Source organism: Streptomyces sp. NPDC000594, from assembly GCF_040299965.1.
Classification (GTDB): domain Bacteria; phylum Actinomycetota; class Actinomycetes; order Streptomycetales; family Streptomycetaceae; genus Streptomyces.
In genome coordinates, this window is record NZ_JBEPCY010000038.1 from 60973 (window position 1) to 83259 (window position 22287).

Below are 22287 nucleotides of genomic sequence, written 5' to 3' on the forward strand. Positions count from 1 at the left end.
CTCGTACCTGCCCTCGGTCAGGAGATCAGTTCGATCTCCGCGAGGACGGGTGTCCCCGCCGGGACCAGGCGGTAGCGCTCATAGGCGCCCGGCCGGGCGATGGAGAACACCCGGGTCTGCCGGTCCCAGGTGAAGCTCTCCCCGGACCGCCGGTCCAGATCGCGCCAGAGGCGGCCGTCCCGGGAGCCCTGGAGCACCCAGTCGCCGGGCGCCGCGTCCCGCCGGTCCGAGGTGAGGGTGTACTGCGTGGCCCGGACCCGGGACGTCACCGGCAGCTCCACCGTGTCCCCGGCCGGTGCCGAGGTGGCCGAGGTGTCGTCGAAGAGCGCCCCCGGCCCCTTCAGGGTGTCCCGGCGCGGTACCGGCACCCGGTCGTCCCGGGTGATCGAGACGGGCGCGGCGCGTTCCCCCGTACCCCAGGACGAGGGGCGGTCGCCCATGGCGAACTCCAGGGTGCCGCCCCGGGCGAGCAGCCGGTGCGGCAGCGCGGTGGAGGTCCAGCGCTCGCCGTTGACCCGCAGCCCCTGGACGTAGATGTTCCGGTCGCTGGTACGGGGTGCCTTCACCACCAGGGTGCGGCCGTTGTCCATCCGTACCGTCGCCCTGGTGAAGAGCGGCGATCCGACGCTGTACTCGCCGCTGCCCATGACCAGCGGATAGAAGCCGAGGGCGGAGAAGAGCCACCAGGCCGACTGCTCGCCGTTGTCCTCGTCGCCGTGGTAGCCCTGGCCGATCTCGCTGCCGGTGTAGAGCCGGGAGAGCACCTCGCGGACCTTCTCCTGGGTCTTCCAGGGCTGGCCCGCCGCGTTGTACATGTAGGTGACATGGTGGGCCACCTGGTTGGAGTGCCCGTACATGCCCATCCGGACGTCCCGGGCCTCGGTCATCTCATGGATGACCCCGCCGTAGGAGCCCTTGAACTCGGGTGAGGCGGTCTCGGGGGTGGCGAAGTAGGTGTCCAGCTTCTGGGCGAGCCCCTTCCGGCCGCCGTAGAGGTTGGCCAGGCCCCGGCTGTCCTGGGGCGCGGTGAAGGCGTACCCCCAGCCATTGGTCTCGGTGTAGTCGTACCCCCAGATCCGGGGGTCGTACGAGCCGCTGGGCACCCGCCACCCGCCCTGGTCGTCACGGCCCTGGAAGAAGCCCGCCTTCGCGTCGAAGAGGGAGACGTACTGCCGTGCCCGGTTGCGGAAGTACTCCGCCTCCTCCCGGTAGCGGGCCTTCCCCGTGCTCCGGTGCAGCGCCTCGCCCATCCGGGCCAGGCCGTAGTCGTTCAGATAGCCCTCCAGGGACCAGGAGAGCCCCTCATGGGTGCTGGTGGCGGCGTAGCCGGTGAAGGGGGACGTCGCCATGCCCTTGCGGCCGACGCCGGCGGCGGGCGGCACCACGGTCGCGTTCTTCAGGGCCGCCTCGTACGCCGCCTCCGCGTCGAACCGCACCCCCTTCACCTGGGCGTCGGCGAAGGCCACATCCGAGCTGGTGCCGGTCATCAGGTCCGCGTACCCGGGTGATGACCAGCGGGAGATCCAGCCGCCGTCCTTGTACTGCTGGACGAAGCCGTCGACCAGCTCGCCCGCCTTGCGCGGGGTGAGGAAGGAGTACGCGGGCCAGCTGGTGCGGTAGGTGTCCCAGAAGCCGTTGTTGACATAGACCTTGCCGTCGACGATCTTCGCGCCGGTACGGGTGGGGGTGTCGGCGCCTTCGGCGGGGGAGAAGGGGCTGGCGTAGCGGTGGACCGGGCGGGCGCGGGTGCCGGTGTTCTCGAAACCGGAGTTCGGGTAGAGATAGAGCCGGTAGAGCCCGGAGTAGAGGGTGACCAGCTGGTCATGGGTGGCGCCCTCGACGGTGACCCGGCCGAGGACCCGGTCCCAGGCCTTCCGGGCCCGCTCCTTGACCTCCTCGAAGCCGGTCCCGGGGGTGATCTCCTGGGCGAGGTTCCGCCGGGCCTGCTCGACGCCGATGAGCGAGGTGGCGATCCGGACGGTGACGGTACGGTCGGCTCCCGCGTCGAAGCGGAGGCGCCCGGTCACCCCGTCGGAGGCCGAGTCGGTGACGGGGGCGTCGAAGACCCCGTACACGAAGAGCCGGGTCGCCCCGGTGGAGAGGCCGCTCTTCACATCGGACCAGCCGGTGAACGAGCGGCTCCCGGGGTCGAGGGTGAGCCCCGCATCCCGGCTGACGTTGTCGAGGACGACCGAGGCGTCGTCCGAGGGGAAGCGGAAGCGCATCATGGCCGCGTGGTCGGTGGGGGCGATCTCGGCCCTGATCCCGTTCTCGAAGGTGACCGCGTAGTGGTGGGGGCGGGCGGTCTCGTTCTCGTGCCGGAAGGGCAGGGCCCGCTCGGCGCGCCCGGTCGGCACCGCGCCCGGGGCCGCCGACGGCAGCAGCTGGAAGGTCTGCCGGTCGCCCATCCAGGGGCTGGGCTGATGGCTGACGGAGAGGGACTGGAGGGCGGGGAGGTTGTCGGCGTTGTTGGCCCGCGCGTACTCGTAGAGCCAGCTCCGGGAGGAGGCGTCGGTGACCGGGGTCCAGAAGTTGAAGCCGTGCGGGACGGCGGTCGCGGGGAAGGTGTTGCCCCGGGAGAAGCCGCCGCTGGAGTGGGTGCCCCGGAGTGTGGAGGCGTAGTCGGCGCGGCTGGTGTACCGGGGGTCGGGCTTCTTCGGCGCGAGGACGATGTCGTCGATCCAGCCCTGGAACTTCGCCGGGCCCCGGGCCGCGTCGTACGCCACCAGGATCCGGTCGACGGTCCGGCCCGCGGCGACGGTGCCGATCACCGACCGCACCTGGTTCCACTGGTTGACATAGAGCCGCTTGGCGTCCGCCTGCCCCTGCGGGCTCAGCCGTCCGCCGTGGGAGTCCACCGCGGTCAGCTCGCTGAGCAGGGTGCCGTCGGTGAAGGCGAGGTCGACGGAGACATGGGTGGCCTGATAGGTGAGGTCGGACTCGGGCATCGACGGGAAGACGCGGTAGGCCAGCTCGGTCTCCCGGGCCACCGGCAGATCGACGTCGAAGACACGGTTGTACGAGTGGCCCCGGCCCTCGGCCCGGTGGGTCCCGGCGTACCGCAGGGCGCGCTTGCCGGTGAAGCCGACCCGGGCCCGGGCGGTGGGGGACGCGGTGGGGCCGGGGTCCACCAGGGAGCGCATGTCGTCGGGGGCGGGCTGTGAGGAGTCGCCGTTGGAGAACTGGACATCGGCGAGCTGGGTGAGACCGGCCCCGTTGTTACGGGTGATTTCCAGCCGATAGTGGGCGTACGCGGTCACCTCGGCCGGCGGTCCGACCTCAAAGGTCCGGGTCTGGAAACGCTGTTCGAAGCCCTGGTCCGTGCGGGTGTCGAGGACGGTCCACCGCTCCCCGTCGGACGAGCCCTTCAGGGTCCAGTCCCGGGGGTCGCGGGAGGCGAAGTCATTGGCGGAGGTGAGGGCGTAGGCGGAGACCTTCACCGGGGTCACGGTGTCGAACTCGATCCAGGAGGTAGTGGCGAATTCCAGCCACTTGGTGGTGGGTTCGAGATCGACCAGATTCTCCTTGGTCTCCCCGGCCGCGGAGTGTTCCCCGCTGGCCCGCACCTCGCTCACCTTGTCGGTGACATTGCCCGGAATTCCGGCGGAGAAGCCGCCATGCACCCCGGCAGACCTTTTCTGGCCATCTGGCACCAGGTCGACGGAGTTGCGCCAGTCGGGCTGGCGTTCGTCCGCCTCGAACGAGCTGCGGAACTCGGCCACTTCGCTCGTGGACGCGGACCGCTCGGCGGCGAGTGCCCCGGCGGGGGCCGGGGCCACCGCCGCGAAGAGGGCGGCGACCGCCGTCAGGGCCGCCGCGCGGACGGGGACACTCCGGGGGCGCGGGCGGGTACGGGGTCTCCACGGTGCTCTGAGTCTGGCCATCACGGGACCGTCCTCCAGGGAAAGCCGTGCCGGACAACGTTGTCAGTGCGTAACGCAGGCTCCAGTAGGGAGTCATGAGGCAAACACTGTCAAGAGTGCTGACGGAGTGTCACGGCTTGAAGCGTCTCTTCCGCGACATTCCGGGTGGCCGAATGGATACGGGTACTGCTCAGATATCCGCGAGGTCTCAACTAGGGAAAGACTGCCGCTCAACCCTGCTTTCGATCTTGCTCCGTTGGCGGCGAGTGGACTATACCTGTCGGCACCCCGGACAACCGTTCATCCGGTCCGGGGCCAAGGGGAGCAGGCGAGTTGTCGGTGGCGCACGCGTGCGCCCCGAGGGTCGCCGAACTTCCCGTACACAATCCGGAACGAGATTCAGCGTTTACCCCTCTCGGGAAGCGCAGCAACTGAACGCGGTGGCGGGGCCCTTCGCCTGAAGGCGATGTGTTGGGGCGACTTGTTCACCGCCTGAGTCCTGATGAAGGCGAGGACTTGAGCATGGGATCCACCTCCGCCCACCACGGTCACGAGGGGCTTGGCCGCCGCTCGCTGGTGAAGCGCTCCGCGGCGCTCGGCCTGATCGCTGTCCCCACCATGGGTTTCCTCTCCGCCTGCGCCACCGGTGGGGGTGGTGACGAGGACAAGGGCGGCGACAAGCCCAAGGGCGAGGTCTCGGCGAAGAACCCGCTCGGTGTGAAGGAGGGCGCCCCGCTGGAGGCGTTCATCTTCAAGGGCGGTCTGGGTGACCAGTACGCCAAGGACGCCGAGGCGGACTACAAGACCACCTACAAGGCGTCGGTCAAGCACACCGGCACCCAGGAGGTCGGCCCCAAGCTGACCCCGCGCTTCGCGGGCGGCAACCCGCCGGACGTCATCGACAACTCCGGCGCCAACCACCTCGACATGAACCGGCTCTCCAGCCAGGGCCAGCTCCAGGACCTCAAGGAGCTGCTCGACGCCCCCTCCATGGACGACCCCCAGAAGAAGATCCGGGACGTCATCCACCCCAGCACCCTGGAGAAGGGCAAGCACGGCGAGAAGGTCGACGTGCTGTACTACGCCTTCACCGTCTACGGCACCTGGTACTCCCAGAAGCTCCTCGACGACAAGGGCTGGACCTACCCCAAGTCGTTCGACGACATGATCAAGCTCTGTGCGGAGATCAAGAAGGACGGCATCGCGCCCTGGACGTACCCGGGCAAGTACCCCTACTACGTCCACTTCAACCTCTTCGCCCAGATCGCCAAGATCGGTGGCCTGGAGGCCTGGTACGCCATCGACAACCTGGAGCCCAACGCCTGGACCGGCAATGACGCGGTCAAGCAGGTCGCGGAGTTCTACGAGGAGCTGGCCGCCAAGAAGTACTTCCTCGCCGGCAGCCAGGGCATGACCCACATCCAGTCGCAGACCGCGTGGACGAAGCGGCAGGCCGCCTTCATCCCCAACGGCTCCTGGCTGGAGAACGAGGCCGCCCCCACCACCCCGAAGGACTTCGGGATGGCGGTCGGCGCCCTCCTCGACGGCTCCAGCGCCGACAAGATGCCCCAGGGCACCCTGCGCGGCGAGCCCAGCGAGCCGTACATCGTCGCCGCCAAGGGCAAGAACCCGCGCGGTGGCATGGAGCTGCTCCGCATCATGCTCTCGAAGAAGCACGCCCAGAACTTCGCCACCAAGGTGAAGTCCCTGACCTGTGTCATGGACGCCACCGAGGGCATGACCCTCTCGCCGGGCCTCTCCTCGGCCAGCAAGGCGTTCCAGGCCGCGGGCACCAACCTCATCAACCTCCAGCTCCAGGAGTGGTACCCCGCCCTCACCGACGAGAAGATCGGTGGTCTCACCGGTCAGCTCCTCACCGGTGACCTCAAGGCCGCCGACTGGGTCAAGAAGACCCAGGCGGAGGCGGACAAGGTCGCCAAGGACAGCTCCATCGCCAAGTTCAAGCGCACGAGCTGATACGTCGGTCATTCGGACCTGAAGAGGGGAAGGGCCGGGAAGCACATGCAACACGGCAAATACCGATTCATCGCGGGCTTCCTGGCCCTACCTTTGATCGTCTACATTCTGTTCCTCATATGGCCGTTCCTCCAGGCCTTCCAGATCTCCATGACCGACTGGTCGGGCCTCTCGGGCACCGCCAACTTCGTCGGCCTGGAGAACTTCGAACGCCTCTGGGAGAGCGACGACTTCTGGAACGCGCTGACGAACAACGTCTATATGCTGATCCTGGTCCCGCTGGTGACCCTCGGACTCGGCCTCTTCTTCGCCTTCATGCTCAATGTCGGCGGTAAGCGGCGGAAGAACGAGGTCGTCACCGGGGTCGCGGGATCGAAGGTCTACAAGTTCGTCTTCTTCTTCCCCCAGGTCATCTCGATCGCCATCGTCGCCGTCATCTGGGCCAATATCTACAACCCGGACCCCAACGACGGCATGCTCAACGCGCTGCTGGGCAGCGTGGGCCTGGACTCCTGGCAGAGCTCCTGGCTGGGGGAGAAGTCGATCGCGCTCTGGTGCATCAGCGCGGTCATGGTCTGGGGCCATGTCGGCTTCTATGTGGTCCTCTTCTCGGCGGCCATGGCCTCCATCCCCCGGGACATCTACGAGGCGGCACTGCTGGACGGGGCCAACCGCTTCCACACCTTCTTCCGGATCACCCTTCCGCTGCTGTGGGACACGGTGCAGACCGGCTGGGTCTATATGGGCATCATCGCCCTGGACGCCTTCGCGCTGGTCCAGATCATGTCGGTGGGCCCGGGCGGCCCGGACGGCGCCACCGATGTGATGCCGCTCCGGCTCTACCAGACCGCTTTCCGTGACAGCCAGTTCGGCTATGCCTCCGCGATGGGTGTCGCGATGCTGGTGGTCACCATGACGTTCGCCCTGCTCACCATGCGCTTCGCGCGGCGTGAGCGGATCGAGTTCTAGGGGTTGCGCTGATGTCGACCGAACAGATCACCACGGTGCGGAAGCAGGACCCCCCGTCCCCCGGATCCGCCGCCCCGCCCGCCAAGCGCGTCGCCCGTGAGGGCTCGGTGCTCAATGTCTTCTCCCACGGCATCCTCATCGTCTGGGGGCTGATGGTCGGGGTGCCGCTGCTCTGGGTGCTCTGGAGCGCCTTCAAGGACACCAACAGCATCCTCACCGACCCCTGGGGCCTGCCCACCAGCTTCCGCTGGGAGAACTGGTCCAACGCGTGGAACGACGCGAACATGGGCCAGTACTTCATCAACACCACCATTGTGGTCGGCGGTTCGGTGATCGGCACCATGGTGCTCGGCTCCATGGCCGCGTATGTCCTGGCCCGCTTCGAGTTCCCGGGCAACCGCTTCATCTACTACCTCTTCGTGGCCGGGATGTCCTTCCCCGTGTTCATGCTGGTGATCCCGCTCTTCTTCGTCATGCGGGACTTCCCGGGCAGCACCCTGCTGGCCACGTACCACGGACTGATCCTGGTCTATATCGCCTACTCGCTGCCGTTCACGGTCTTCTTCATGACCTCCTTCTTCCGGACCCTGCCGGCCTCGGTGGGCGAGGCGGCGATGATCGACGGGGCCTCGCACACCCGGACCTTCTTCCAGGTGATGCTCCCGATGGCCAAGCCGGGACTGATCAGCATCGGGATCTTCAACTTCCTGGGTCAGTGGAACCAGTACCTGCTGCCGATGGTGCTCAATCAGCAGGAGGAGAAGTACGTACTCACCCAGGGGCTGGCGATGATCGCGCTCCAGCAGGGGTACGAGAACGACTGGGGCTCCCTGATGGCCGGCATGATGATCGCGATGCTGCCGGTCCTCGCCGTCTACGCGATCTTCCAGCGCCAGGTCCAGGCGGGCCTGACGGCGGGGGCGCTCAAGTAGCGGCGCCCCCCCGCAGCGCCCCCTGCGGTGCCCGGCTGCCCCCGGCGGAGACCTCCGCCGGGGGCAGCGGCCGTTCCGGAGCCCCGCCGGGGACCCCGCTCCCGGCCGGTCGACCGATCAAGCTCTTGACGGAAAGACCGGCCGATGGTCAACGTGGCCTTCACAAGTTGGACGGAAGCCGGGACTCCCGGGACCCGGCCGGAGCCCGGCCGGCGTGCCGCGCCCGGGGCAGGAGTGGAAGACCGATGGAGACTCCGGGATCGCAGACCTCACTGCACCGGGCCAATCTGGAGCGGGTGGTCCGGGCCGTACGGATGGCGGGCGCCCTCACCCAGGCCGAGATCGCGCGGACCACCGGACTGTCGGCGGCCACGGTCTCCAATATCGTCCGCGAACTCAAGGAGAGCGGGACCGTCGAGGTCACCCCGACCTCCGCGGGCGGCCGCCGGGCCCGCTCCATCTCCCTCAGCGGCGACGCCGGGCTGGTGATCGGCGTCGACCTCGGCCCCGACCGGCTGCGGGTCGCCCTCGCCGACCTCGCCCACCGGGTGCTCGCCGAGGAGACCGAGGAGCTGGCGCCGGGCGCCCGCGCCGCCGACTGCTTCGACCGGGCCCAGGCCCTGGTGGAGCGGCTGATCGAGCGGACCGGCAGCGACCGGGCCAAGGTGATCGGCGCCGGGCTCGGGGTCCCCGCCCCCGTCGACACCGCCACCGGGCTGCTCGCCACCGCCACCGCCCTGCCCGGCTGGACCGGCGTCGACCCCGCCGCCGAGCTGGGCGGCCGGCTCGGCGTCCCGGTCCATGTCGACAACGACGCCAACCTCGGCGCCCTCGGCGAGCTGGTCTGGGGCGGCGGCCGGGGCGTCGCCGACCTCGCCTATGTCACCGCCGGTACCGGGGTCGGCGGCGGTCTGGTGATCGGCGGCCGGATCCTGCGCGGCCCCGGCGGCACCGCCGGCGAACTGGGCCATGTCGTCCTCGACCCCTCCGGCCCCGTCTGCCGCTGCGGCAACCGGGGCTGTCTGGAGACCCTGGCCGCCGCCCCCTATCTGCTGCCCCTGCTGCGCACCAGCCATGGCCCCGGCCTCACCCTCGCCGATGTGGTCCGCCTCGCCCGCGACGGGGACCCCGGCTGCCGCCGGGTCGTCGCCGACGCCGGACGCCATATCGGCACCGCCGTCGCCGCCCTCGCCACCCTGGTCAACCCCAGCCGCGTCCTGCTCGGCGGCGATCTCGCGGACGCCGGGGAACTGGTGCTCGGACCCCTGCGCGACTCGGTCGTCCGGCACGCCCTCCCCGCCGCCGCGGCCCGGCTCGCCGTCGCCCCCGCCGAGCTGGGCCCACGTGCGCAGCTGCTGGGCGCGGTGGCCCTGGTGCTCAGCGAGACCGCCGACGGCGGACTGATCAACTTCCCGGTTTCCAGGACGAGTTCACTTAGAGAACGCATGGCACCGTTGTCATCTCGTTAAGGATTTACTCCTTGACCCCGCCTGAGCGGCCGAGTTGACTGCCAGCCACCTCGGCCGCATCGCCGCGGCCTCGTCAGGGGAGGTTTCCAGGGATGAACGCCCACCTGCGCCGCGCGGCCCTCGCCACCGCCGCCGCCGTGACGGCCGTATCGCTCGCCGCCTGCGGAAGCGCCAAGGAGGCCGGAGACAAGCCGGAGAAGCCCACCGCCGCGAAGAAGGGCGACGCCCTCACGATCGGCCTGCTGCTCCCCGAGAACCAGACCGCCCGCTACGAGAAGTTCGACAAGCCCCTCATCGAGCAGCGGATCACCGAACTCACCGACGGCCGGGGCAAGGTGATCTACGACAACGCCAAGCAGGACGCCACGCTCCAGAGCCAGCAGGTCGACGCCATGATCACCAACAAGGTCGATGCACTGATCCTGGACGCCGTCGACTCCAAGGCCATCGCCCAGTCGGTCCGCCGGGCCAAGGAGGCGGGCATTCCCGTCGTCGCCTTCGACCGGCTCGCCGAGGGCCCCATCGACGCCTACACCTCCTTCGACAACGAGGAGGTCGGCCGGGTCCAGGGCCAGGCCCTGCTCGACGCCCTCGGCGACCGGGCGAAGAGCGGCCGGATCGTCATGATGAACGGCTCCATCACCGACCCCAACGCCGCGCTCTACAAGAGCGGTTCGCACGAGGTGCTCGACGGCAAGGTGCGGGTCGGCAAGGAGTACGACACCAAGGAGTGGAAGCCGGAGAACGCCAACTCCAATATGGAGGCCGCGATCTCCGCCCTCGGCAAGGACGAGATCATCGGCGTCTACTCCGCCAACGACGGCATGGCGGGCGGCATCATCACCGCCCTCAAGGCCGCCGGGTTCGACAAGCTGCCGCCCGTCACCGGACAGGACGCCGAACTCGCCGCCGTCCAGCGGATCGTGGCCGGGGAGCAGCACTCCAGCGTCTACAAGCCGTACGCGGGCGAGGCCGAGGCCGCCGCCGGGATGGCCGTCGCCCTGGCCCGCGGCGAGAAGGTGACCGGGATCGCCAAGGAGACCGTGGACAGCCCCACCACCAAGGGGGTGCCCTCGGTGCTGGTCCCCGTGGTGCCGCTGACCCAGGGGAACATCGCCGACACCGTCGTGAAGGACGGCGTCTGGACCGTCGCCGAGATCTGCACCGCCAAGTACGCCGCCGCCTGTGCGCGGCTCGGCCTGAAGTGACCGGCCCGAAGTGACCGGCCTGAAGTGACCGGCCCGAAGTGACCGGCCCGAAGCGACCGGCCCGAAGCGACCGGCCCGAGGTGACCGGTCCGAGGTGACCGGCCCCGGACCGACCCGGTCCAGCGGGGCTCCTGATCCGGGGTGACCCGGCGGGGCTCGGGATCCGTGATGAGGAGAAGAGCCCCGCACCGCCCCGCACCGCCCCGGCCCCGGTACCGCCCCGGCCCCCGCACCGCCCCGTACGGCGAAGGAGTCCGTGTGTCCGCCCAGCCCGTGCTGGCCCTGCAAGGGGTCTCCAAACGGTTCGGCGCCGTCCAGGCGCTCACCGATGTCGTCCTGGAGGTCCACCCCGGCGAGGTCGTCGCCCTGGTCGGCGACAACGGGGCCGGAAAGTCCACCCTGGTCAAGGTGATCGCCGGGGTCCACCCCATCGACGGCGGGACGATCTTCTGGGACGGCGCGCCCGTCACCGTCCACCGGCCGCACGACGCCCAGCGGCTCGGCATCGCCACCGTCTACCAGGACCTCGCGCTCTGCGACAACATCGATGTCGTCGGCAATCTCTTCCTCGGCCGGGAGCTGCTGCGGCGCGGTGTCCTGGACGAGGTCGAGATGGAGCGCCGGGCCCGCGCCCTCCTCGACACCCTCGCCATCCGCATCCCCAGCGTCCGGATCCCCGTCGCCTCGCTCTCCGGCGGCCAGCGCCAGACCGTGGCCATCGCCCGCTCCATGCTCGGCGAACCCCGGCTCGTCATCCTGGACGAACCCACCGCCGCCCTCGGCGTCGAGCAGACCGCCCACGTCCTCGACCTGGTGGAACGGCTCCGTGAGCGCGGCCATGCGGTGATCCTCGTCAGCCACAACATGGCCGACGTCAAGGCCGTCGCCGACCGGGTCGCGGTGCTGCGCCTTGGCCGGAACAACGGGGTCTTCGAGGTCCGTACCACCTCGCAGGAGGAGATCGTCTCCGCCATCACCGGCGCCACCGACAACGCCGTGACCCGCCGGGCGGCGCGCACCGTGGAGGGCAGGTCATGACGGAACGAGTGAACCGGCACCGCGGCCGGGTCGACCTCGGCAAGAGCACCCCCGAAGGCACCCCCGACACCCCCGTCCCCGCCGGTACCCCGGGCACCGCCCCCGGGGCCGTCCCCGCCGTCGACCCCCGGCTGCTCGTCCGCGAGCGCGGCCTCGCCGGATACGCCGGAGAGTTCACCCGCCGGCTCTCCGCCGGGGAACTCGGCTCGCTCCCCGTCGTCCTCGGCCTGGTCGCCATCGCCGCCGTCTTCCAGGGGCTGAACGAGAACTTCCTCTCCGCCCAGAACCTCAGCAATATCGCCGTCGCCATGACCGGCACCGGGATGATGGCCATCGGCATCATCTTCGTCCTGCTCATCGGTGAGATCGATCTCTCCGTCGGCGCGGTCAGCGGGGTCTCCGGCGCGATCGTCGCGGTGCTCAGCGTCACCCATGGCGTCGACGAGTGGCTCGCGGTCCTCGCCGCCGTCGCGGGCGGCGCGCTCATCGGCTCCCTCCATGGCGTCGTCTTCGCCGTCATCGGCGCCCCCGCCTTCGCCGTCACCCTCGCCGGGCTGCTCTTCTGGCAGGGCTTCATGCTCCAGATCCTCGGCTCCAGCGGCACCGTCAATCTGGACCCCGACGGCGTCGTCGGGCGGCTGAACACGTACTACTTCACCGATGTCGCCGCTGCCCACGGCCTCGCCGCCGTCGCCGTGGCCGTGTTCCTTCTCACCGGAGTCCTGGACATCCGCCGCCGTGCCGCCGCCGGTGTCCCCGCCCGGCCCCTCGCCGACCTGCTGCTGCGCACCGGCGCCCTGGCCGCCGTCGGCTTCGCCGCCGCCTTCGTCCTCAATCAGTACAAGGGGCTGCCGCTGGCCCTCGTCCTCTTCCTCGCCGCGCTGCTGGGGACGGACCTCCTGCTGCGCCGCACGGTCTACGGGCGGTGGGTCCTCGCCCTCGGCGGCAGTGTGGAGGCGGCCCGCCGGGCCGGTGTCCCGGTGGCGCTCGTCCGGATCTCCGTCTTCGCCGTCGCCGGGACCTTCGCCGCGATCGGCGGGCTCTTCATGGCCTCCAAGATCGCCGCGGCCAATCAGGGCGCGGGCGGCGGTGAACTGCTGATGAATGTGATCGCGGCGGCGGTGATCGGCGGCACCAGCCTCTTCGGCGGACGCGGCCGGACCTGGCACGCCCTGCTCGGGGTGATGGTGATCGTCTCCATCCAGTACGGCCTGGCGCTGGAGGGGATCAAGTCGCCCGTACAGTTCATGATCACTGGAGGGGTGCTGCTGGCCACCGTGGTCATCGACTCGGTCACCCGGCGCACCCAGCGCACGGCGGGGCGGGCTTGAGCCCCGCTCCAGGAAAATCCGGGGCGACCCGCCGGGCCGTCACGGGCCGAGCCGGGGCCGTACGGCGGGCATTCTCCCGTACATACGGCCCGTTCCGCAGGGTAACGGCCAAGGGCATGAGCCGTAGGGCACCGCCCGAGGACCATGGCCCCGGACGGAACATTAGACTCAACCAAATCGGCATGGCTTGGATCGGCACCGGTGAAGCCCAGCTCACTACGCAAGGAGGCAGAGTGAAGGATTCGCGCGAAGCGCGTCGTTCGAAGGTCGCGGTGGGCGACGGGGAAGGACTGCTGTCCGGTATCACGGGCCCGCGCGATCTGGACCGGCTCACCCCGGAGCAGCTCGAACTGCTGGCGGCGGAGATCCGGACCTTCCTCGTCGACGCCGTCTCCAAGACCGGCGGCCACCTCGGCCCCAACCTCGGCGTGGTGGAGCTGACCATCGCGCTCCACCGGGTCTTCGAATCGCCCCGGGACCGGGTGCTGTGGGACACCGGCCACCAGAGCTATGTGCACAAGCTGCTCACCGGCCGCCAGGACTTCAGCCGGCTGAAGATGAAGGACGGTCTCTCCGGCTATCCGGCGCGCGCCGAGTCGGACCACGACATCATCGAGAACTCGCACGCCTCCACCGTCCTCGGCTGGGCCGACGGCCTGGCCAAGGCCAATGAGCTGCTCGGCAAAGAGGACCATGTGGTCGCCGTCATCGGTGACGGGGCCCTCACCGGCGGTATGGCCTGGGAGGCGCTGAACAACATCGCCGCGGCCAAGGACCGGCCGCTGGTCATCGTCGTCAATGACAACGAGCGCTCCTACGCGCCCACCATCGGCGGTCTCGCCAGCCATCTGGCGACCCTGCGCACCACCGACGGCTATGAGCGCTTCCTCGCCCGGGGCAAGGACCTGCTGGGCCGCACCCCCGTCGTGGGCAAGCCGCTCTACGAGACCCTGCACGGCGCCAAGAAGGGCCTCAAGGACGTCATCGCCCCCCAGGGCATGTTCGAGGACCTCGGACTGAAGTACGTCGGTCCCATCGACGGCCATGACCTGGAGGCCCTGGAGTCCGCGCTCTCCAGCGCCAAGCGGTTCGGCGGCCCGGTGATCATCCACTGCATCACCGAGAAGGGCCGCGGCTACCAGCCCGCCCTCCAGGACGAGGCGGACCGTTTCCACGCGGTCGGCAAGATCCACCCGGACACCGGTCTGCCCATCGCCAGCTCGGGCCTCGACTGGACCTCGGTCTTCGGCGAGGAGATGGTCCGCCTCGGCGAGGAGCGCCGGGACATCGTGGCGATCACCGCCGCCATGCTCCAGCCGGTGGGCCTGGAGAAGTTCGCCAAGGCCTTCCCCGACCGGGTCTACGACGTGGGCATCGCCGAGCAGCACGGCGCGGTCTCGGCGGCGGGCCTGGCCACCGGCGGGGTCCACCCGGTCTTCGCCGTCTACGCCACCTTCCTCAACCGCGCCTTCGACCAGGTGCTGATGGATGTCGCCCTGCACAAGTGCGGGGTGACCTTCGTCCTGGACCGGGCCGGGATCACCGGCACCGACGGCGCCTCCCACAACGGCATGTGGGACATGTCGATCCTCCAGGTCGTGCCGGGGCTGCGGATCGCCGCCCCGCGCGACGCCGACCAGGTCCGCGCCCAGCTGCGGGAGGCCGTCGCGGTGGAGGACGCGCCCACCGTGGTCCGCTTCTCCAAGGGCGCGGTCGGCCCGGCGGTCAAGGCCGTCGGCCGGATCGGCGGGATGGACGTCCTGCGCGATCCGGCGCTGCCGGCCGGCGGGCGCCCCGATGTGCTGCTGGTCTCGGTCGGCGCGCTCGCCCCGATGTGTCTGGAGATCGCCGACCTCCTGGACAAGCAGGGCATCTCCACCACCGTGGTCGACCCGCGCTGGGTGAAGCCGGTGGACGAGGCGCTGCCCCCGCTCGCCGAGCGGCACCGGGTCGTCGTCACCGTGGAGGACAACAGCCGGGTCGGCGGTGTCGGCTCCGCGGTGGCGCAGGCGCTGCGGGACGCGGGCGTCGACGTACCGCTGCGGGACTTCGGCATTCCGCCGCGCTTCCTGGACCATGCCTCCCGGGGCGAGGTCCTGACCGAGATCGGGCTCACCGCGCCGGACATCGCCCGGCAGGTCACCGGTCTGGTGGCCAAGCTGGACGGCGCCACCGCCGACGAGGCGGCCGAGCCCGTCCGCGACTGACCGGCCGCCACGACGGGACCGGCCCCGCGACGGGAGCGGCCCCACGACGGGCCGGTACGCGACCGAGGGCCGGGAGGACCACCCTGGATGGGTGGTCCTCCCGGCCCATTCGCGTGAAACCCACCCGTACGGCCCCCCGCGCGCCCCGCGCCGTCCTGATCATTTGGGGACGACAAGCGTGGAGGTGCACGGTGACCCCAGACGAGGAGCCCGGCGGCCGTACAGGCGTCTTCCGGACCAAGAGCGTCGAACAGTCCATTCGCGACACCGAGGAACCCGAGCACGCGCTGAAACGCTCCCTCTCCGCCCTCGACCTCACGGTCTTCGGCGTCGGAGTGATCATCGGCACCGGGATCTTCGTCCTCACCGGGGCGGTCGCCAAGGAGACCGCGGGCCCCGCCACCGCCATCGCCTTCGCCCTCGCCGGAGTCGTCTGCGCGCTGGCCGCCCTCTGCTACGCCGAGTTCGCCTCCACCGTCCCGGTCGCCGGGTCCGCGTACACCTTCGCCTACGCCTCCCTCGGTGAGCTGCCCGCCTGGATCATCGGCTGGGACCTGGTCCTGGAGTTCGCGGTGGGCACCGCCGTGGTCGCCGTCGGCTGGTCCGGGTACTTCCGCTCACTGATCGACAACGCCGGCTGGCAGCTCCCCCAGGCGCTCTCCGGCACCACCGCCGAGCATGGCTTCGCCTTCGACCTGCTGGCCTTTCTGCTGGTCCTGCTGCTCACCGTGGTCCTGGTCATCGGCATGAAGCTCTCGGCCCGGGTCACCACGCTGGTCGTCGCCGTCAAGCTGGCCGTGGTCCTCATCGTCATCATCGCCGGGTCGTTCTTCATCAAGGCGGCCAACTACGACCCCTTCATCCCGCCGTCGGTGAGGGAGCCCGGGGACTCGGGGCTCCAGCAGCCCCTGGTACAGCTGATCTTCGGCTACGAGCCCACCAGCTTCGGGGTCATGGGCATCTTCACCGCCGCCTCCATCGTCTTCTTCGCCTTCATCGGCTTCGATGTGGTCGCCACCGCGGCGGAGGAGACCCGGCTGCCCCAGCGGGACATGCCCCGGGGCATCCTCGGCTCGCTGGTCATCTGCACCCTGCTCTATGTGGCGGTGTCGATCGTCGTCACCGGGATGCAGCACTACACCGAGCTGACCATCGACGCCCCGCTCGCCGACGCCTTCAAGTCCATCGGCCACCCCTGGTACGCGGGGATCATCAGCTTCGGCGCGGTCATCGGCCTCACCTCGGTCTGTCTGATCCTGCTCCTCGGCCAGACCCGGGTCTTCTTCGCGATGAGCCGGGACGGGCTGCTGCCGCGCTTCTTCTCCGTCACCCACCCCGTCTTCCGCACCCCCTACCGGGCCACCGTCCTGCTCGGGGTGATCATCGCGATCGTGGCGGGGTGCACCAATATCGAGGAGCTGGCGGCGCTGGTGAACATCGGCACCCTGTTCGCCTTTGTCGTGGTGGCCCTCGGGGTGATCATCCTGCGCCGCACCCGGCCCGATCTGCCGAGGGCCTTCCGCACCCCGCTGGTGCCCTGGCTGCCGGCGGTCTCGGTGGCCGCCTCGGTCTGGCTGATGCTCAACCTGCCCAGTGAGACCTGGCTCCGCTTCGGTCTCTGGATGGCGCTCGGGGTGATCGTCTACTACCTCTACGGGCGCCGCCACAGCCGGCTGGAGCCCGGGGCCGAGGTGCCCCACCAGGGCCGCTGACCGCCCCTCAGGGCGCGCCGGGGGACCCCCGAGGGCTCTCGGGGACCCTCGGGGACCCGTACCGCCCCTCAGGGCCCGTACACCGTCCTCGGGCCGGTCACCCGGGCACCCGCCGCGAGGACCCGGGAGCGCAGTGCCCGGTCGGCCGTGACGACCACACACGGCCGGTCCCGGGCCTCCCGGGCCAGCTCCGCGATCAGATCGTCACCGCTGCCGGGGGCCGCCTCGACCCGTACCCCGGGAATGGACCCGACGCCCCGGGCCGCGCCCTCCACCACCAGGACGATCTCCGGCGCTCCGGCCACCCCGTCCACGCCGCCGTCCGCGTATCCGGCCAGCCGGTCCCGCAGCCGCTCGGCGGCGCCGCGCCGGTCGCGCCACCAGCCATTGGGCACGGAGCCGACGACATTGGCGCCGTCGACGATCAGCAGGGTGGTGGTCCCGCCGGTGGTCCCCTCGGTGTTCCGTTCCATCGCCGGGAGCCTACGGGACGGGATACGGGGCCGGGAGCCCACGGGACGGCGAAGGGGCCGTACGGGGACATCCGCCAGGACGCCCCCGTACGGCCCCCGGGGGACCGCCGGCACTACTGGACGGTGCTACTCCGGGACGCTCGCGGTGCCCGGGGCGAGGAACGGCGCGCCGTTCACCCGCTGGGAGACACCCTCACGGTCCAGATACGGGGTGATCCCGCCCAGATGGAAGGGCCAGCCCGCGCCCGTGATCAGACAGAGGTCGATGTCCTGGGCCTCGGCCACGACACCCTCCTGGAGCATCAGACCGATCTCCTGGGCGACCGCGTCCAGCACCCGGGCCCGGGTCTGCTCCTCGGTGAGGACGGTGTCGCCCTGCTTCAGCAGCGCCAGCACCTCCGGGTCCAGCTCCGGCCGGCCCGAGTCATGGACGTAGAAGCCGCGCTTGCCCGCCTCGACGACCCCCCTGAGGTTGGCCGAGACGGTGAAGCGGTCCGGGAAGGAGCGGTTGAGGGTCTCGGAGACATGCAGCCCGATCGCCGGGCCGACCAGCTCCAGCAGGACCAGCGGGGACATCGGCAGACCCAGCGGCTCCACCGCCCGCTCGGCCACCTCCACCGGGGTGCCCTCGTCGATGACGTTCTGGATCTCGCCCATGAAGCGGGTGAGGATGCGGTTGACGACGAACGCGGGGGCGTCCTTCACCAGGACGGCGGTCTTCTTCAGCTTCTTCGCCACGGCGAAGGCGGTCGCCAGCGCGGCGTCGTCGGTCCGCTCGCCCCGGACGATCTCCAGCAGCGGCAGCACCGCGACCGGGTTGAAGAAGTGGAAGCCGACGACCCGCTCGGGGTGCTTGAGCTGCGCGGCCATCTCGCCGACCGAGAGCGAGGAGGTGTTGGTGGCGAGGATGGCATGGGCCGGGGCGACCGCCTCCACCTCCGCGAACACCCGCTGCTTGACGCCCATCTCCTCGAAGACGGCCTCGATGACGAAGTCGGCGTCGGCGAAGCCCTCGGCCTTGTCCAGCACACCGGTCACCAGGCCCTTGAGCCGGTTGGCCGCGTCCTGGTTGATCCGGCCCTTGCCGAGGAGCTTGTCGATCTCGGAGTGGACATAGCCCACCCCCTTGTCGATCCGCTCCTGGTCGATGTCGGTCAGCACGACCGGCACCTGGAGACGGCGGACGAAGAGCAGCGCCAGCTGGGATGCCATCAGCCCGGCGCCCACGACACCGACCTTGGTGACCGGGCGGGCCAGGTTCCGGTCCGGCGCCCCGGCCGGGCGCTTGCCGCGCTTCTGCACCAGGTTGAAGGCGTAGATGCCGCTGCGCAGCTCCCCGCCCATGATCAGGTCGGCGAGGGCCCGGTCCTCGGCGTCGAAGCCGGCCTGGAGGTCACCGTCCTTGGCGGCGGCGATGATGTCCAGGGCCCGGTAGGCGGCGGGGGCCGCGCCGTGCACCTTGGCGTCGGCGAAGGCCCGGCCCCGGGCGACGGCCGTGTCCCAGCCCTCGCCCCGGTCGATCTCCGGGCGCTCCACGGTGATGTCGCCGTTGAGCACGGAGGCGGTCCAGACCAGCGACCGCTCCAGGAAGTCCGCACCGTCGAAGATCGCGTCCGCGATCCCGAGATCGAACACCTGGCCGCCCTTGAGCTGGCGGTTCTGGCTCATCGAGCTTTCGATGATCACGCTGACCGCGCGGTCGGCGCCGATCAGATTGGGCAGCAGCGCACAGCCGCCCCAGCCGGGGACCAGACCGAGGAAGACCTCGGGCAGCGAGAACGCCGGGATGGCCCGCGAGACCGTACGGTACGAGCAGTGCAGCCCCACCTCGACGCCACCGCCCATGGCGGCGCCGTTGTAGTACGCGAAGGTGGGCACCGCGAGCCCGGAGAGGCGCTTGAAGACCTCATGGCCGCTCCGGCCGATGGCGAGCGCCTGCTCATGGGTGCGCAGCAGCTCCACACCCTTGAGGTCGGCGCCCACGGCGAAGATGAAGGGCTTGCCGGTGAGGCCGGCGGCGACGATGGAGCCCTCGGCCGCCTCCCGCTCGACCTGGTCGATCGCGGCGTCCAGGTGGGCCAGCGAGCGCGGGCCGAAGGTGGTCGGCTTGGTGTGGTCCAGGCCGTTGTCCAGGGTGATCAGGGCGAAGCGCCCGGCCCCGGCGGGGAGGTCGAGATGGCGGACGTGCGCCTGGGTGACGACCTCGTCCGGGAACAGCTCGGCGGCTCCCTTGAGGAGTTCGGCGGTGTCGCTCACTTGGTGCCTCCGTCGAAGTGCGGGTTCTCCCAGATGACCGTGGCGCCCATGCCGAAGCCGACGCACATGGTGGTCAGGCCGTAACGGACCTGGGGCTGGTCCTCGAACTGCCGGGCGAGCTGGGTCATCAGCCGGACACCGGAGGAGGCCAGCGGGTGGCCGAAGGCGATGGCCCCGCCGTACTGGTTGACGCGCGGGTCGTCGTCGGCGATGCCGTAGTGCTCCAGGAAGGCGAGCACCTGGACGGCGAAGGCCTCATTGATCTCGAAGAGGCCGATGTCCCCGATGGAGAGACCGGCCTGGGCAAGCGCCTTCTCGGTGGCGGGGATGGGGCCGTACCCCATGACCTCCGGCTCCACTCCGGCGAAGGAGTAGGAGACCAGCCGCATCCGCACCGGGAGCCCGGCCTCGCGGGCGAACTCCTCGGAGGCGACGATCGCGGCGGTGGCGCCGTCGTTGAGACCGGCGGCATTGCCCGCGGTGACCCGGCCGTGCGGGCGGAAGGGGGTCTTCAGGGAGGCCAGGTTCGCCAGCGTGGTGCCGGGGCGCATGGGCTCGTCCTGGGTGGCCAGACCCCAGCCGGTCTCGCCGCCCTCGGGGGTGGTGCGGCGGACCGAGATCGGGACCAGGTCCTGCTGGATCTTCCCGTCGGCGTACGCCTTGGCCGCCTTCTCCTGGGAGCGGACGGCGTATTCGTCGGCGCGCTCCTTGGTGATCGACGGGTAGCGGTCGTGCAGATTCTCCGCGGTCATGCCCATGAAGAGGGCGGACTCGTCCACCAGCTTCTCGCTGACGAAGCGCGGGTGGGGGTCGACGCCCTCGCCCATGGGGTGCCGGCCCATGTGCTCGACACCGCCGGCGATCACCACGTCGTACGCGCCGAAGGCGATGGAGCCCGCGGTGGTGGTGACGGCGGTGAGGGCACCGGCGCACATCCGGTCGATGGAGTAGCCGGGCACCGACTGGGGCAGTCCGGCGAGGATGCCCGCGGTACGGCCGAGGGTCAGCCCCTGGTCGCCGATCTGGGTGGTGGCCGCGATGGCGACCTCGTCGATCCGGGCGGGGTCGAGTCCGGGGTTGCGCCGCAGCAGCTCGCGGATGGCCTTGACGACGAGATCGTCCGCCCGGGTCTCGTGGTAGATGCCCTTCGGACCCGCCTTGCCGAACGGGGTGCGGACGCCGTCCACGAAGACGACGTCCCTGACGGTACGAGGCACGATGGCTCTCCTCCAAGGGTGCGAGGTTGCACTGCTGCGGGACACGCTCGGGGCACGCCCTAAGCGCGCGCTTGCTTCCCCTCATGCTACTTGTGGGTAACCACCCTGCACAGTCCCGCGCCGGGACGCGGTGAACGTCACACTTCCCGCCCTGCCCCCGATACGGGACCGCCCCCCGCGACGAGGTCGCGGGGGGCGGTGGGCCGGGCTCAGGGCTGGGCCGCGAGGGCCTCGGTCAGCAGCGGCGCGACCAGCTCGATCTGCCAGGGGCGGGCGCCGAGGGCGGCCAGCGCCGCGCCGACCGCCTCGGCCGAGTGCTCGGCGGGCGGCTCCCAGCACACCCGGCGCACGGTGTCCGGGGTGATCAGGTTCTCCTGGGGGAGGTTCAGCCGCTCGGCGAGGGCGGAGACCGCGGTGCGGGCCGCCGACAGCCGGGCCGCGGCCACCGGGTCCTTGTCGGCCCAGGCCCGGGGCGGCGGCGGGCCGTTCAGCGGCTGGCCGGGCTGGGGCAGCTCCGACTCGGGCAGCGCCTTCGCCCGGTCCACCGCGGCCTGCCACTGCTCCAGCTGACGGCGGCCCATCCGGTGGCCGAAGCCGGGCAGCGCGGTCAGTGCCTGCACGGTGAGGGGTACGGCGAGCGCCGCCTCGACGATGGCGTTGTCGCTGAGCACCTTGCCGGGGGAGACATCGCGCCGCTGGGCGACGGTGTCCCGGGTCGTCCACAGCTCCCGCACCACGGCCATCTGCCGGCGGCGGCGGACCTTGTGCATCCCGGAGGTCCGGCGCCAGGGGTCCTTGCGGGGGGCGGCCGGCGGCGCGGAGACGATGGCGTCGAACTCCTGGTGGGCCCAGTCCAGCTTGCCCTGCCGGTCCAGCTCCTTCTCCAGGGCGTCGCGCAGATCGATCAGCAGCTCCACATCGAGCGCGGCATAGCGCAGCCAGGGCTCGGGCAGCGGCCGGGTGGACCAGTCGACGGCGGAGTGGCCCTTCTCCAGGGCGTAGCCGAGGACGGACTCGACCATCGCGCCCAGCCCCACCCGGGGGAATCCGGCGAGCCGGCCGGCCAGCTCGGTGTCGAAGAGCCGGGAGGGCAGCATGCCTATGTCCCGCAGACAGGGCAGGTCCTGGGTGGCGGCGTGGAGGATCCACTCGGTGCCGGACAGGGCCTCGCCGAGGGCGGAGAGATCGGGGCAGGCCACCGGGTCGATCAGGGCGCTGCCGGCGCCCTCGCGGCGGAGCTGGACGAGATAGGCCCGCTGGCCGTAGCGGTAACCGGAAGCGCGCTCGGCGTCCACGGCGACGGGTCCGGAGCCCGCGGCGAACGCGGCGGTCACCGCGGCCAGCGCGGCGGCGTCCGCGACCACCGGTGGAATGCCCTCCCGGGGCTCCAGCAGGGGGATCGGGGCCTCTTCGGCTGCGACGCCGTCGTCCGGGGGAGCGCCCCCGGCGGTTCGCAGTGCGGTCTCTGCTGCGGTCTCTTGGGCGTCGGTCACGTGTCAAGGGTATCCGTGAACGGAGTGCGCCTGTCGACGGAACGTTCCGTCGACACTGGCCAAAGCACTGGGGGCGCGTAGTTGGTTATTCCGGGTATGACGTGCCCCACCCCCAAACCCGCGGCGGGGACGGCGGCGCCAA

The 22287-nt window shown here is 70.6% G+C and carries 14 protein-coding genes; 9 read left to right on the forward strand and 5 right to left on the reverse strand.

Annotation, left to right across the window (positions count from 1 at the left end):
• Nucleotides 1-17: 17 nt before the first annotated feature.
• A complete protein-coding gene (locus ABT354_RS32575) occupies nucleotides 18-3884 on the reverse strand; it encodes a GH92 family glycosyl hydrolase (RefSeq protein WP_351500509.1) in 3867 nt (1288 codons plus the stop codon).
• A 501-nt stretch (nucleotides 3885-4385) separates the two neighbouring features.
• Between ABT354_RS32575 and ngcE the strand changes: the two genes are divergently transcribed.
• The 9 genes from ngcE (at nucleotide 4386) to ABT354_RS32620 (ending at nucleotide 16706) form a co-directional block, all read left to right on the forward strand.
• The gene (ngcE, locus tag ABT354_RS32580; RefSeq protein ID WP_351500511.1) at nucleotides 4386-5840 is read left to right on the forward strand and encodes an N-acetylglucosamine/diacetylchitobiose ABC transporter substrate-binding protein; all 1455 of its coding nucleotides are present in this window, start codon (nucleotides 4386-4388) and stop codon (nucleotides 5838-5840) included.
• A gap of 45 nt (nucleotides 5841-5885) precedes the next feature.
• Nucleotides 5886-6809, forward strand: a complete 924-nt coding sequence (locus ABT354_RS32585; RefSeq protein ID WP_351500513.1) for a carbohydrate ABC transporter permease — start codon at nucleotides 5886-5888, stop codon at nucleotides 6807-6809.
• Nucleotides 6810-6820: 11 nt separating this feature from the next.
• On the forward strand, nucleotides 6821-7741 hold the full coding sequence (locus ABT354_RS32590) for a carbohydrate ABC transporter permease (protein WP_351500515.1): 921 nt from the start codon (nucleotides 6821-6823) through the stop codon (nucleotides 7739-7741).
• A 245-nt stretch (nucleotides 7742-7986) separates the two neighbouring features.
• Nucleotides 7987-9210 carry an ROK family transcriptional regulator gene (locus ABT354_RS32595; protein WP_351500517.1) on the forward strand — a complete coding sequence of 408 codons (1224 nt, stop codon included), beginning with the start codon at nucleotides 7987-7989 and terminating at the stop codon, nucleotides 9208-9210.
• 92 nt (nucleotides 9211-9302) lie between these two features.
• Nucleotides 9303-10418 (forward strand): substrate-binding domain-containing protein, encoded by a 1116-nt coding sequence (locus ABT354_RS32600; RefSeq protein ID WP_351500519.1) that lies wholly within the window; start codon nucleotides 9303-9305, stop codon nucleotides 10416-10418.
• A gap of 258 nt (nucleotides 10419-10676) precedes the next feature.
• Complete coding sequence (locus ABT354_RS32605) at nucleotides 10677-11456, forward strand: ATP-binding cassette domain-containing protein (protein WP_351500521.1); 780 nt, start codon at nucleotides 10677-10679, stop codon at nucleotides 11454-11456.
• Nucleotides 11453-12787: a sugar ABC transporter permease gene (locus ABT354_RS32610; protein WP_351500523.1), complete on the forward strand. Its 1335-nt coding sequence runs from the start codon at nucleotides 11453-11455 to the stop codon at nucleotides 12785-12787. Before ABT354_RS32605 ends, ABT354_RS32610 begins: the two co-directional genes overlap by 4 nt.
• A gap of 272 nt (nucleotides 12788-13059) precedes the next feature.
• Complete coding sequence (gene dxs / locus ABT354_RS32615) at nucleotides 13060-14994, forward strand: 1-deoxy-D-xylulose-5-phosphate synthase (protein WP_351500542.1); 1935 nt, start codon at nucleotides 13060-13062, stop codon at nucleotides 14992-14994.
• A gap of 191 nt (nucleotides 14995-15185) precedes the next feature.
• Nucleotides 15186-16706 carry an amino acid permease gene (locus tag ABT354_RS32620; protein ID WP_351500525.1) on the forward strand — a complete coding sequence of 507 codons (1521 nt, stop codon included), beginning with the start codon at nucleotides 15186-15188 and terminating at the stop codon, nucleotides 16704-16706.
• A gap of 68 nt (nucleotides 16707-16774) precedes the next feature.
• On the opposite strand, the gene ABT354_RS32625 is transcribed toward ABT354_RS32620, so the two are convergent.
• The 4 genes from ABT354_RS32625 to ABT354_RS32640 form a co-directional block, all read right to left on the reverse strand.
• A complete protein-coding gene (locus ABT354_RS32625; protein WP_351500527.1) occupies nucleotides 16775-17179 on the reverse strand; it encodes a PIN domain-containing protein in 405 nt (134 codons plus the stop codon).
• A gap of 126 nt (nucleotides 17180-17305) precedes the next feature.
• Nucleotides 17306-19435, reverse strand: a complete 2130-nt coding sequence (locus ABT354_RS32630; RefSeq protein WP_351500529.1) for a 3-hydroxyacyl-CoA dehydrogenase NAD-binding domain-containing protein — start codon at nucleotides 19433-19435, stop codon at nucleotides 17306-17308.
• Nucleotides 19432-20652: a thiolase family protein gene (locus ABT354_RS32635; RefSeq protein WP_351500531.1), complete on the reverse strand. Its 1221-nt coding sequence runs from the start codon at nucleotides 20650-20652 to the stop codon at nucleotides 19432-19434. Before ABT354_RS32635 ends, ABT354_RS32630 begins: the two co-directional genes overlap by 4 nt.
• A 209-nt stretch (nucleotides 20653-20861) precedes the next feature.
• Nucleotides 20862-22145, reverse strand: a complete 1284-nt coding sequence (locus ABT354_RS32640; protein ID WP_351500533.1) for a ribonuclease D — start codon at nucleotides 22143-22145, stop codon at nucleotides 20862-20864.
• Between the last annotated feature and the right edge of the window lie 142 nt (nucleotides 22146-22287).